General features: G+C 58.7%; 9 protein-coding genes. 1 reads left to right on the plus strand and 8 read right to left on the minus strand.

Going from position 1 to position 13,019, the window contains the following annotated elements; translation table 11 throughout:
• The first annotated feature begins 9 nt into the window (after positions 1–9).
• Positions 10–903 (plus strand): TIGR01212 family radical SAM protein, encoded by an 894-nt coding sequence (locus P9L99_01090; protein MDP8221927.1) that lies wholly within the window; start codon positions 10–12, stop codon positions 901–903.
• A gap of 51 nt (positions 904–954) precedes the next feature.
• Here the strand turns inward: P9L99_01090 and P9L99_01095 are convergent, their stop codons facing one another.
• The 8 genes from P9L99_01095 to tpiA all read right to left on the minus strand — a co-directional run bounded on the left by P9L99_01095 (position 955) and on the right by tpiA (position 13,005).
• Positions 955–3,006: a hypothetical protein gene (locus P9L99_01095; GenBank protein ID MDP8221928.1), complete on the minus strand. Its 2,052-nt coding sequence runs from the start codon at positions 3,004–3,006 to the stop codon at positions 955–957.
• A gap of 109 nt (positions 3,007–3,115) precedes the next feature.
• The gene (locus P9L99_01100) at positions 3,116–4,240 is read right to left on the minus strand and encodes a hypothetical protein (protein ID MDP8221929.1); all 1,125 of its coding nucleotides are present in this window, start codon (positions 4,238–4,240) and stop codon (positions 3,116–3,118) included.
• A 9-nt stretch (positions 4,241–4,249) separates the two neighbouring features.
• Positions 4,250–5,320: a hypothetical protein gene (locus P9L99_01105; GenBank protein ID MDP8221930.1), complete on the minus strand. Its 1,071-nt coding sequence runs from the start codon at positions 5,318–5,320 to the stop codon at positions 4,250–4,252.
• A gap of 9 nt (positions 5,321–5,329) precedes the next feature.
• On the minus strand, positions 5,330–6,019 hold the full coding sequence (locus P9L99_01110) for a hypothetical protein (GenBank protein ID MDP8221931.1): 690 nt from the start codon (positions 6,017–6,019) through the stop codon (positions 5,330–5,332).
• A 22-nt stretch (positions 6,020–6,041) separates the two neighbouring features.
• Positions 6,042–7,361, minus strand: a complete 1,320-nt coding sequence (locus P9L99_01115) for a hypothetical protein (GenBank protein ID MDP8221932.1) — start codon at positions 7,359–7,361, stop codon at positions 6,042–6,044.
• 152 nt (positions 7,362–7,513) lie between these two features.
• On the minus strand, positions 7,514–11,140 hold the full coding sequence (locus P9L99_01120; GenBank protein MDP8221933.1) for a hypothetical protein: 3,627 nt from the start codon (positions 11,138–11,140) through the stop codon (positions 7,514–7,516).
• Between the two features lie 151 nt (positions 11,141–11,291).
• Positions 11,292–12,113 (minus strand): DUF547 domain-containing protein, encoded by an 822-nt coding sequence (locus P9L99_01125; protein MDP8221934.1) that lies wholly within the window; start codon positions 12,111–12,113, stop codon positions 11,292–11,294.
• Positions 12,114–12,249: 136 nt separating this feature from the next.
• Positions 12,250–13,005, minus strand: a complete 756-nt coding sequence (gene tpiA, locus P9L99_01130) for a triose-phosphate isomerase (GenBank protein MDP8221935.1) — start codon at positions 13,003–13,005, stop codon at positions 12,250–12,252.
• Between the last annotated feature and the right edge of the window lie 14 nt (positions 13,006–13,019).

Consider the following 13,019-nt stretch of genomic DNA (forward strand, 5'->3'; position numbering starts at 1 on the left):
ACTCGCTGCATGAGCGAAATTTTGCCGTATCTGCCCTTTTCCCGGTGGCTGAAAGAGCGCTACGGCACACCGGTGCGCAAGATTTCGCTGGATGCCGGCTTTGGCTGTCCCAACAAGGACGGCACGATTTCACGCGCCGGCTGCCTCTTTTGCGACTTGAACGAATCGGGCCCCGATCCGGAAATCGTCGCCGGCCGTTCGGTACGCGAGCAGCTTAACGACCAGATCGAACAATTCCGGCGACGTCACGGCGCGACCCACAAATTTCTCGCTTACCTGCAATCAGGTACCAACACGCACGCGCCTGTCGAAACGCTGCGCGAGGTTTACGGCCAGGCCATCGCGCACCCGGAAGTCGTATCTCTCTCGGTTTCAACGCGCCCCGATTGCGCACCGGAACCCGTGCTTGACGTGCTTCACGAGGTTGCCGGTCACCTGGACGTGTGGGTCGAATTCGGCGTGCAGTCCGCGCACGATCACACGTTGAGTGCCGTGAATCGCGGACACGATTTTGCCGCGGTGCAAGACGCCGTGGCGCGGTGCCGGCGGCGCGATTTCCTGGTTTGCGCCCACCTCATCGTCGGCCTGCCCGGTGAGACCGCCGCCGACATGGTGGAGACGGTGCGTCGCGTCGCGGGCCTGCGCGTCGCCGCGGTGAAGTTTCACCCGCTATGCATCACGCGCGGCAGTGCCTTGGAGCGTCAGTGGAGTGAGCGGCCCTTCCCGCTGCTGACCGAAGACGCGTACGTCGAGGCCGTGGTCGCCATGTTGCGTGAATTGCCGTCGGGGACCGTCGTGCAACGCATCAGCGGCTCCGGGCGACCGGAGGTTCACATCGCGCCGGATTGGACCCGCAACATCAATCGCACGAAGAACCTGATCGCCGCGCGATTCGAAAAGTAAAAGGGGCGGCTTTCCGCCGCCCCCGTTTTGTACCGCTATTTCTTTCGCGTGCTAGCAACCACACCCGCTGTCATCGTCATCGTCGTCGTCATCGGCAGGCACGCCGCCGGTATCGTCGTCGTCATCGCCGGTGGTGTCGTCGTCGTCAGTCGTATCGTCGTCGCCGGTGGTGTCGTCGTCGCCGGTCGTATCGTCATCGCCCGTGGTGTCGTCGTCGCCGGTGGTGTCGTCATCGCCGGTGGTATCGTTATCGTCGTCATCATCGTCGTCGTCGCCGAGCGGATCGCATATGTCGTCTTCTTCGACGCACATTTCGCCAGGTTCGCAGGGGTCGCCGCTGTGATTGCAGCGGTCGAAGAATTCGCCGCAGGTCTCGTCGCCGTTGCAGAACAACCCGTCATCGGGGCACGGGTCGCCACTGCTTTCGCAGATATCGTCCGTCTCGTTGCAGGTTTCGTCGCCGTTGCAGAATTGGCCGTCGTCTTCGCACGGATCGCCCGAGTGTCCGTCGCACGCGCCGGCCACGCAGACTTCGTCGCCGTTACAGAACACGCCGTCGTCACCGCAGATGAAACCGTCGCGGTTGGACCAATCGTCGTTGGCGAGGAAGGGTTGGCAGACTTCGCAATCATTGAGAGGATTCGCCTCGCCTGCGTCGTAGCACACATCGGCAATCAAACAACCCGTGCATGAGTTGTATACGAGGTCGCCGTATGTCTCCGGTACATACTTCGCGCCATCGGTGGGCCAAATGGATTCCGCGTAGTCGGTTTCCCCGTCAATGACGTTGATCAGGAAGCCGATCCGTTCACCGAAGCCGCCGTTGAGGTTTCCGGCGGTCAGGTCGATGGCGAACTCGTAAATGACGTTAGAATCGAAGCCGATGGCGCCGTCGAGGTCAGTCGGCGAAGCGCTCGACGTGCAATTCGTGGGAACCGTGTTGAGGTACGCCGTGCTGTGCAGGAACTCCGTCGTCGCGCCGCTCCACCGCAGATGATAGTACCCGTCGTCGGTCGGGGTGCCGCTGCAACTGTCGTCAAGAGCATCGTCGTTACTGTTGTCATAGTACAAACGCACCAGGTCGCCTGCGTCGGCGGAATCGTCACCGTAAACATCCAACGCGACCCACAGGGTGTCGCCGTCGGTCTTTAAGTAGGCTAGGAAGCCGGGCGTCCCCGCGAAGTCCATCTGGTAGGCATCGGTCCATTCGCCCAGGCCGATGCTGCCGTCGATCGTCGGCGCGTTGATGCTGTAGTCGGCTTCGACCATATCGGGGCGGTCGGCCACGAGTTCGACGATGAACACCGTGTCCGGCTCAGCCTGCATCAAGCCGATCAGCGCGGCCGACATTTTGGAACCGTCGATGTAGGGGACCACGCCCAAGCCGCCGGCAATCGGGCCGGAACCGCCGCCGGGCAAATCGCCGATCGTCACGCCCGTGTAATTGCCGGCCACCGGGTCGAACTGGTGGATTTCGTTGGCATCCTGTTCGAAGACCCACAGCCATGGGCCATCGGCGCTGATGTTGTCCCAGGCCATGCCGTAAACGGAGTAGGTGTTGGTGAAACTATGATAGACCGTGCCGTCGGCGTCGAATTCGATAATGTTCGAAGTAAAATTCGCCGTCCAGAAGTGGCCCGTCGCCGGATCGTACGCCAAGGCGCGATTCGGGTCTTGCGCGCCGGCAAAACTACCGACCACAGTACCGTCGGTTGTAAACGCGTCGATGTTGACGCTGTCGCTGGCATACAAGTACGCGCCGTCGTAGGCCATATCGCGCCAGCCCCACTCGGACGTGGTTTCCTGGTCAAATTGGTCGACAAGGGACGTTCCTTCAAAAACGTAAACCTGGTTCTTCCCGCCGACTTTACAGGCACCGGTTACAAATATTTGGCCGTCCACCCACTCCGCGGCGAGCATGCGGTTACAGCCGGTCGGGGTTTCGACATCTAACTCGAGAATCACGTCGCCCAGCGCGGTACCGGCTCCTGGAGCCGCCGGGGCGCGGTTTGGCGCGATTTCAGCCGTCGGCGGCGAAGCCACCAGCATCGTGGCCGCAAGTGCCACGGCCAGAAACGTCATAAACAAAACAACACGTTTCATGAAACATCCCTCCCTATTTAGCAGTTCGAACAATTTCTTCGGCAGGTACGCTATCTATACCAAAATCTAGGCGGAAGCAAAAGATCGGATCCACAACGCCGCCAGCGGTTTATTTGATGATGATGTGCAGCCAGTCGGCGAAGAGGAACTCCATCCGCCCCACCAGAAGAGCGATACGGCCCATCACGGTATAACCGAACGAAGCGCCGAAGGTGACCATCAACACCCAGATCCCGACGCGACTGGCCACTCCCATCAAGCCCTTGTGGGCGGTGGAGAAGAAGAAATAGATCAAGCTGGCTAACACGCCGATGAGCATGACGATCGCGCTGAAGGTGCCGCCCAACGAAATGTTGCCGTCGGCGTTCAACAAAACCAAGGGGCGAATCGCGCCCTCGATCTGACCGACAAAATCGCTCTGCAAATAGCCCACGAAGTTCAGCCCGGCCGTGGTGCCTACGATGAAAGCCAGCGACCACCGGCTGAGCCAGCCCAGTTTGTTCGACAAGCGGAACAGCAAGAGGACGCCGAACGCCAGTGGGATCAAGTACAACAGGTTGCGTTCGACCCCGGCGATCCCCGGGTTGATTTTCGCCACGAGCGAAGGCCACAGCTTGCCCATCAGGTTCGGCACGATCACGGTCCAGAAGCCCACGACCATCCAGTACGCCGCGCTGACACCAACAAACAGGTGCTCGGCGAACTTGTAGAAGGGATTGTCGTCGTACAGGAAACTCAAAATGCAGAGCGTCAGAAACGCGGCGAACCACGTCCAGAAACCGTGCCACGACATCTTGCGCTCGATCAGCGTTCCGCCCGAGGGTACGCGCACGTACGCCTTGCCGTCGCGGTTTTCGACCTTTACGTCCGCGGCGACGACCGCGCCGAAATGGTCTTCATCGCGGATATGCTTGAACGTCATCTCCACGTCTTTGGGCGGCGGCGGGTTGCACGGATCGACATCCCCGACGGGGGGCTCATACTTTGCCGGCACCTCCGAGACAATAGTGAATCCATTGGGGGCGACGATTCTCGCCTTGCCGGTATTGGTGTCGGTTTCGCGCCGGATCTCGTCCTGCGGCGCAACCAACAGAATATCCTTGGGCATGCTGAAGGTGTGATCGTCGGGTCCCGGCACGGGGCTGGTGATGGCGTCGCCGAAGAGCGTGCCGATCACCGCGAGCAATACGAAGACCGCGACGAAACCGATGCTGATTGCCAGGTTCCTGCTCATCGCGTCCCCCTACTGCTTCGACCGGCGGCGGTCGATGAAGAAGGTGATATTGCCGATCACGATGAACAACACAATGACCATGTGCGCGATCGCCTGCGGACCCATACGCCGGATTCCTTTTTGCGTGTAACCGAAAATCCCCACGGAGAGATCGACCAATTCACGGTCGTTCAGTTTCTCGATATCGACCGCCTTAAGCGCCACAAGCTGCGCGTTCTTTTCGGCGATCAACTTCTCACGCAATTCCTCGTCGATCTGGCGATCGGCCTGCAGCCGAGCGACCTCGGCCGTGAGCACTTCGGGCATGAGCGGCAGGCGGGTCGTCAAACGTTTGCGCAACTTGGCGAAAAGCAGCGATTCATATTCCGCCGCACCCTTCAAGCCGCCGAGCACGCCGACGAGTTGCTGCGGGAAGTAGGGGTACAGCAGCGGCGTTTGCACTGCCGTGGAGCCCGAGCAGATCGCCACGCCGGCCGGATCGCTGCCGAACTGGATCCACTCCTTGCTGCCCGGGAAACCGGCACTGATGCTGATGATCAAGTCGAAGCTCTTGAGGTTGGTCACACCCCGCATCATCGGGATGTCGGCGATGTTCGTGCCGTTGATGTCAGTCGAATAAAGCGCGCCGATGTTCGTCAATATCACCTTGATCACGCCGGGGCCGCCGGATTTAAAACCCAGGTTGACGTAGTCCTCGCCGTACACGATGCGCCGGTCCGGCTCCAGCCGCTTCATGAAGTCGACGGATTCGTTGAGCGTGTTGACGGCCATTTGCTGTCCGATGGGCCACAGGGCCGTCGTATATACCTTGTGTTTTTTCACGAAGGCGTGGCGCACCCAAGCGGTGGCCATGGGCTGCAATTCCGGCATCGAGGCCGGATCGTAGGAACAGTCGATGAGAATGCGGCTGCCGTCGGGCAGGTTGTCGATCTTGTCGAAAACGCCCTGCACCATCGGCGTGGCTTCCTCCGGGAAGTATAGGTCGAATATGAGCGGAATGATTACCGAGAGGGCGATGAACAAGAAGATCAGTCGCCTGTCGATGTCGCGGATGCGTTCGTAGAAAGCTTTTTTTGCCATGACCGCCCCCTACTCGCCGCTGTCCGCGCCCAAATAGCTGCGCTCGATACCGAGGATCAGCTTTAGGCTGGTGGAAATGATGCCGAGGGAAATGCCGATCATGATCGCCCGTTGTCCGGACAAATTCAGCGTGGACATGATCCAATTCGCCAGGCGTGGTACCTCCAGGAACGACAGGCTGTCGGGCAGCCACGCCGTCACGAAGGTGCCGAGGAAGGTTCGTCCGAGCAGGATGATAAACGCCGCCACAAGCAAGATCGTGGCTTCGGCGTTTTTCGCGCGGAAGGCCCGGTAACTCGCCGACGCCACGTAAAAAGCCAGCAGCGCGAACATTGTCGCGCCCAGTGGTTTGAAAACGTATTCGTAGATGCCGAAGAAGGTACTGCCCTGCTCGGTCAAGTCGCCCTGGATACCCCAGGGGTTGCCGATTTTGAACAGACCGACGACCAAGGTAAGGGTGAAACCTCCGACGCAAATGGCCGAATAGCCCCAACCCGCCGCGCGTTTACCGATTTTTTCGGTGTGAACCCTAAGCAGATTGCCGCCGCCCAGCACGAACGCGAACACCGAAATGATGTCGAAGAAAACTGAGAACTCTTCGCCTAACGAGCCAAAGGGGCGATGAGGTATGAAGAAACTGACAATCAGCACCGTCCCCACCAGGAAGGTGATGAAAACCGGCACGCTGCGTCTGAGCATATCCTCTCCTCGACGGGTTCGTTTAGTTCGCGACCTTGAACAGGTTGTGGATGAACTCCGCGACTTTCCAAGCGCCTTCGTTTTCGCTGAGTACGGCGACGGTCTTGGCAATGCCGCCGCCGACAATGAACAGCATCGCGATCGCCTTACCCAGATCCTGCCCCTTCAGACTGCCGAGCTGTTTGGGCTCTTGCGACAAGTACGCACTGGCGGCGAACAATTCCTCGCCGATCAGCGTGTAGTCGCAAGCCGCAATGAAGAACGGCAACTGGCTGGGCATCGCGGTGCCCGCGATTTGGATCGCGCCGATGCTGTTGCCGGTCTCGGCCAAAATCAAGCTCTCGGCGAAAAACGCCCCGAGGTAGAAACACGTGGCCGGTTTTTCGCGCACCATTATGCCGTTGACGCCGGCGACGTATCCAAACTGTTCGTCGGTCAGGTACGTAATCATGTCGTCGCTGTAGGCGTCGGGTCGGCCCGCCGCCGCATAGGCTTCCTTGACGGTTTCCCGCGCGGTAGTCATGACGAGGCTGCGGCAATTGGGCACCATCAACCGCGTGTCATACTCGGCGATGGTGCGCGCAATGCGGCCCAAGATGATGATCGAGCTGACGGTCTGCACGTCGTTCATGTCGTTGATGCCGGGAATGAACAGAATCGGCCGTCCCATTTCGGTGGCGCGCCCGATCGCTTCGTCCACGGCCTCGAGGCCCGCGATTTTGCGGATGTAAGGTTTCTTGCCGCGGCGGATTGCTTCGATGAAAAAGATAATCGCCGCCGAAATGATCGCCGCCAAAAGCAACATGTTCAGCTTATTTATCGCAAACCACTGGGCCGATGATTGCGCGAGGGGGGCGTTAACGGCAACGCTGCGGCGACCAGAAGCCGTCACGGCCACGGCGCGGTAGAAATAGTCCGTGCCGTCGATGGTATCGGCGTCCACGACGCGAACCATCGGTTCATTCCGGCCCTTCTCGTCCACACTCTGCAAGGCAAAGGCCATCACGAGGCCGATCTCCTGAAATCCCTTGGGTTCGCACACGGCGCGTTCGACGATGTAGGAAACCACGGGGACCGCAGCGTACTCGTCCGGGGACGGCGTGATCTTCACGACGATGGATCCGCCCGCATCGGAGGGGTTGTCGGCGGCGACGACTTCAACAGGAGGCGCAAGCGGTGGGACGACCGGCACGGGCGCGGCCACTTCGTCCGGAGCGTCCGTGGCAACGGCGGAGTCGAGCGGAGGCGTCTCGGGTGCCGCGTCATCCGCGGCCCAGGCCCCGGCGGTCGTAAGCATCACCATCAACCAGAGCGTTCCGAAAACCAAGCAGCGCCTGGTCATAAAATCCCCCCGTCGAAATCCGACCTACGCGAACGACTTTTGTAGCAGATCGCTACGTTAGGAGTCTGTTCCCCGTGGGTCAAGCGATCCTTGTAGAACGAAAAAGGCGACGCCCTCGCGCGGCGCCGCCTTTGCTTATTTATCTCGGCCGATCAGGGCGACACCCGTTCGATATCGCCGAAAGCACCGATGAAGTCTTGCCCCGAGCCGAGCACGAAGATGTTGTTCAAACGCGGCCGGTAAATGTCGCCGGCGACTTCGAATTCCGGCAGGCCGATTCCCTCAATGGCTTGGCTGAGGATCGGCAGAATGAAGTCAACCAGCAACGGGGCGATGTCTTCAAACAGGCCTTCGGGCAACGAAAGCGGGTTGGCCACCGTGTCGACATACACGTCCACATCGCCGAAAGCGACATTCAGTGAATTGTCTTCCCAGACGTGGGTGATATCCGTCGGTATTTTGGTGCTGGCGGAGATCGTCAGAACCGGTTCGGGATTACCGCCGCCCGTATCGGCCAGCAGATAGATGAACATGTCGCCGAGTTGAATCTCGGTTTCGATGGTTCCCGCCTTGGCCGGGTTGATAACCATCACCGGCGGCAATTGCGGCCGGATGGTGATGTTCAGCGGTACCGAACCGCCGCCATAGTGGTCGCAAATTTCCGGCAGCAATGCGTAGAACAACGTATCGCAGGCGTCGATACCGGCAGCGACATCCAGGTGCAACATGCCGGTGCGGTAGACGGTGTAGAGCACCTGGTTGACCAGGTCATCACTGATGGCAAAGGACAAACCGAAGCTCTGCCCGTTCGGGGCCAGAGCGATATCGGGTTTGACGCTTGGCGTTTTCAGGGAACCGTTGAGCGGCCGGACGATCGGATCGTACGAATCGCTGCTCAACGAAGAATTCATCCAGATGTTCATGCCGGAATCGGTCAGTTCGAGCGACTCGGGCTGCGCGTCGATGCCGATGTTGATGTCGCCCACCGGGAAGGTGAAGCTCATCGGGATATCGGCCAGCAAGTCGGCCACCAACGGCGGCACCATGGCATACAACGTGGATTCCACGGCGTCCTGGATCGCATCGCCGATGATCCACTCGAACAGGTCCTCCAGCAGGCTGGGGAAGTTGTCGATATGAATTTGGAAGTCGCCGATATTCACCGCGAAGCGCGGGAAATCGGTCATGACGTTATGCGTGTTCGGATCCAACCAGACGACCGTCGAGGTGTCGAGGGTCACCGAGTTGACTTCGACGCTGCCGTTGACCGTGAAGCTGAATAATTTGTTCTCGTCGCCCACCTTTTGCAGAATACCGATCCGCACCTTGAAGAAAACCTCCAGATGGTCGATGCCCGCATAGGTATCCAGCGCCGAAGGTACGACGTCGAAGTCAACCCACGGCACCGAGTTGTCGACGCTGGTAACCGTCGCCTTGGCGCTGGCCAGCGTGATGCCCCACAGCTCGGCTCTTTCGTCGAAGATCGGGTTCTGCGACATCAACAATTCCTCGATGGGCAGGTCTTCCAGGAACGAGGATAGCAAGACCTCGATTTGGTCGAAGCCCAGATCGGAGAGTCGGAACCCGAGCGAGTCGGTAATCATGGCGTGGTTCGGCCATTCGTTTTGCGCGTACATGACGCTGACCGCGGCGCGCGCGTGGCGTTCGTCGGCGGTGGTGACTTCCACGGCGAGGATATTCAAGCCGTTGGTCAAATTGTAGATTTCGGGACCGAAGTCGCCGGTATCCCACTCAAAGTAGATATCCATGCCGTTCAGGGTCACGTTCGTGCCCGGATCGAGGAAGTCGACGTTGAACACGTAGCCGGTCAGCGTCACCGTGGGGGCTTGCGTGTACAGCCCGCGGTCGGGTGTCTCGATCACGATACCCGGCGTCGTGTTGTTGATAACCTGAACCACGGCTTGGTCGTCGTAAGCCGGGTAATGGGACGACTGTGCGTTGAGTACGAAGTACCCGGCCTGCGTGAACGTAAATTCGTCGCCGTTGATAATCACGCCGATGTTCGGCGTCACCGAATACGTGTACGGCTCATCCTCGATCGCGTTGCCGTACTCGTCGACCAACTCGACCGCGCAAGTCACCGTCTCATCGATTTCAATGACCGGCTTGTCACACGAGAGGGTCAACTCATACACCGGCCCCGGATTCACCAGGACCGATTCGGTGTCGTACACGGCCGTGCCCACCGCGTTGGCGGTGATGAACGTCGTGCCGGCCTTTGTCAACGTGATTTCGTTGCCGTTGACCGAGGCGCCGACCGGCGGATCGATGAGGTAGGCGATGTCGAACCACGTCAGTTCGTTGCCGTCCTCGTCCGTCACCACGGCGTCGGCAAAGAGCGAATCACCAGCGTCGATCTCGTAGGCTGACAACGTTAGGTCAAGGTTGTACGGATCGGTGGCTTCGACAAACACCCACGTGTTCGCCGTGATGTATCCCCATCCTGTGTAGAAAGTGCCCACCGTGACCGTAAACAGGCCCGGTGTGTAGAAGGTCAAGCGATCGCCGTCGACCACCACGCCGCTAAGCGGATTGACCTCCATGTCCACCGTTACGTATGCCGTGATGTCGTCGCCGGTTTCGTCGTAGAAGGTATAGAAGACGTCGACGAATTCGCCGACGGAAATGGTGGTTTCGCTAATCGATAGCTCGAAGTGCGGATCTTCCAATTCGATTGTGAAGTAGATCGTCACCTCGGCCACGTCGCCTTTGGCCCCCTCGGCTTCGAAGACCAACTGGTGCTCGCCCTCGGCCACGCTTTCTTTGACACCGTAAATGTCGCCCATGAACACTTCCAACGAGCCGGTGATTTCCGTTCCGTCGAGCGTCACGGTCACGCCGGCGTCGGGCGCGTTGCCGAACTCGGCGTCAATCTCGACGTCCATCGTGAACAGGAAGTCGCCCATCTGCGGCTTGTCCACACGGATCCAGGGCTTGTCGACCGTGAACGTCGACTCTTCCTCGCTGTCCCCGTATTCGTTAGACGCCTCAATGCGCAGCGTATGAGAACCGCCGATCGCGGCATTGATCTGCCCCTGGATCAGCGTCGTGTTTACGTTGAGTACCGAAGTGATTTCAAAATCATTCAAGTACACATGCACGGTGTCGACATCGTCCACCCAACCAAGCGTGACGTTGACGTCAATAATGTAGGTGGAATACACCGCGCCGTCCGGCGGGCTGACAATCGTGATGATCGGCGCTTGCGGGAGTGGTGACGTGTCATTGTCGTCATCGTCATTGTCGTCGTCATCATTGTCGTCGTCATCATCGTCATCATCGTCATCATTATCGTCGTCATCATCGTCATCATCGTCATCATCATCATCGTCATCATCGTCATCATCATCGTCGTCATCATCATCATCGTCGTCATCATCGTCGTCATCATCATCGTCGTCATCATCATCGTCGTCGTCATCATCGTCGTCGTCATCATCATCGTCGTCATCATCATCGTCGTCATCATCGTCGTCGTCATCATCGTCGTCATCGTCGTCGCCACCAGTATCGTCGTCGCCACCAGTATCGTCGTCGCCACCGGTGTCGTCATCGCCACCGGTGTCGTCATCGCCGCCGGTGTCGTCATCATTATCGTCATCATCGGAGTTCGCGCCGGGCGCCGGACCATCGTCATCGGCTTCCTCAAAGTTACCCGGTGTTTCATCCGTGGTATCGCTCGTAGTACAACCGATGAAAGAAACGGTCAAAAAACAAACGAGAATTAAGACAAACCACAACCACCCATGGCGTTTCATAAGATTCTCCCTCCCGCGTGTGCCGCGGCTAAAGCCGTCCTATTTTATCTTGTCTAATCCTCCAGGGTCAAGAGAATGAATAAACATTCAAGCATTTACGAAAGGCTGAATGTTCGGAGGGAAAGATGATCCGCCGGTGGCCGCCTTACTTTTAGCGAGCGGCGCCGAATTCGTTCAGCGTGTCGTCTTTCGGCAGCGCGACGAGCGTGAAATCCCCTTTACGAATCATCGCTTTCGCGTCGCTATTCGTGCCGAATTTCAAGAAGATATTGGCGAACACCTGCTCCTGCTCGGTCCGCCCCATGAACTCGCCTCGATTCATGAATTCACCTTTGAAGTCGGGCATGAAGTGAAGCAAGTATTTGGAAACACGCAACGTTTTCTTCTCGACGTCCACCTCGAAATTCGATTTCATTCCGATCCATTGTCTTGTCGCCGAGCGAATTTGGTCCTTCACATTCGATCCCGTATAGGCGTGCGAACGCAAGTAACCGCCACTCGTCGTCCCGCGACTGACCGCCGTCGGCCACATAACTTTGCGAAAATCCCTCAGAAAATCGAACTCCATGGAATTCAAGGTGCGCCGCCCGAAGGGCGTTTCCCATTTGAACGCGGTCCACAAGCCCGGAATCTGCCGCGGCGAACGCGTGCCCTCCGTGGCGACTTTGTCAAGATTGCTGCTGACGGCTTCGAGCAGACACGCGTTGTAAAAATTCAGCCAATAGGCAAGTTTTTGATTCCGCGTGAAGCCCGCATACCGCTTCTCGGAAACATCTCCGAGCGAATCGATATACTTATCCAGCTTCTTGTGAGCCAGCTTCAATCCCGCGTAATCGACTTTCCCGTCCTTTACATACGATTGAAGAATCTGCTGGAAGGCCTTGTGCTGGTGGTCGAACGGCTTGCCCGCGAGCACCGACGACGACGCCAAAATCAGTGCCAACCCCACGGCTAAGATTAAACGAAACCTCATCAACCGACTCCTTCTCGCAAAAGGTGTGATGCGCCGATGGTGTCAAAAAAACAGCCATTTGACAAGTTATCGGATTTTACAGAAACAGAAAGAGCGGCATTAACCGCGCCGCTCTCCCATTCTTCATTGTCGATCGTTACTCAAACCGGACGATACGCGCAAAGCTATCCGCCTTGAGCGACGCACCGCCCACGAGCGCACCGTCGATATCCGGCTGCGCCATGAGCGCATCGACGTTGTCCGGCTTAACCGCACCGCCGTACTGAATGCGCACCGCCGCGGCAAACGCTTCTCCGAAAGTGTCGGCGAGTTGCTTGCGGATAAACGCATGTACTTCCTGCGCCTCGTCCGGCGTGGCGGACTTGCCCGCGCCGATCGCCCAGACCGGCTCGTAAGCGACCACGAGTTCGTCCAGATCCGCCGCGGTGAAACCGGCTAGACCTTCGGCGACCTGCACGCGGATCACCTCGAAGGTTTCGTCCGCTTTTCGTTGTGCGAGGGTTTCGCCGATGCAGTAGATCGGCCGCAAGCCGGCACCGAGCGCCGCCTTGATCTTGGCGTTGCAGCCCGCGTTGGTCTCGCCGAAATACTGCCGCCGCTCGCTGTGGCCGATCGCCACGTAATCGCAGCCCGCGTCACGAATCATCGGCATGGCGATTTCGCCGGTGAAGGCGCCGCCGGGTTCGGCGTGGCCGTTTTGGGCGCCCAGCGCGATATTGGTTCCCGCGATTTCTTCCCGCACGGCCGCCAGGGCCGTATACGTGGGGATAAGCACCACGTCACGGTCGGAGATGTCGCCGACTTGCCCGGCAAGAGCCGCGGCCAGTTCGGCCGCTTCGGCGATCAAAAGGTTCATTTTCCAGTTTCCTGCCAGGATGGGGCGTCGACTCATTGGTTTTAATCCTT

The organism is Candidatus Lernaella stagnicola, assembly GCA_030765525.1.
GTDB lineage: Bacteria > Lernaellota > Lernaellaia > Lernaellales > Lernaellaceae > Lernaella > Lernaella stagnicola.

Excerpts from the sequence above, each read along its gene's own strand:
- P9L99_01090 (MDP8221927.1), top strand. The coding sequence starts at position 10 with ATGAGCGAAATTTTGCCGTATCTGCCCTTTTCCCGGTGGCTGAAAGAG.
- P9L99_01095 (MDP8221928.1), bottom strand. The coding sequence starts at position 3,006 with ATGAAACGTGTTGTTTTGTTTATGACGTTTCTGGCCGTGGCACTTGCG.
- P9L99_01100 (MDP8221929.1), bottom strand. The coding sequence starts at position 4,240 with ATGAGCAGGAACCTGGCAATCAGCATCGGTTTCGTCGCGGTCTTCGTA.
- P9L99_01105 (MDP8221930.1), bottom strand. The coding sequence starts at position 5,320 with ATGGCAAAAAAAGCTTTCTACGAACGCATCCGCGACATCGACAGGCGA.
- P9L99_01110 (MDP8221931.1), bottom strand. The coding sequence starts at position 6,019 with ATGCTCAGACGCAGCGTGCCGGTTTTCATCACCTTCCTGGTGGGGACG.
- P9L99_01115 (MDP8221932.1), bottom strand. The coding sequence starts at position 7,361 with ATGACCAGGCGCTGCTTGGTTTTCGGAACGCTCTGGTTGATGGTGATG.
- P9L99_01120 (MDP8221933.1), bottom strand. The coding sequence starts at position 11,140 with ATGAAACGCCATGGGTGGTTGTGGTTTGTCTTAATTCTCGTTTGTTTT.
- P9L99_01125 (MDP8221934.1), bottom strand. The coding sequence starts at position 12,113 with ATGAGGTTTCGTTTAATCTTAGCCGTGGGGTTGGCACTGATTTTGGCG.
- tpiA (MDP8221935.1), bottom strand. The coding sequence starts at position 13,005 with ATGAGTCGACGCCCCATCCTGGCAGGAAACTGGAAAATGAACCTTTTG.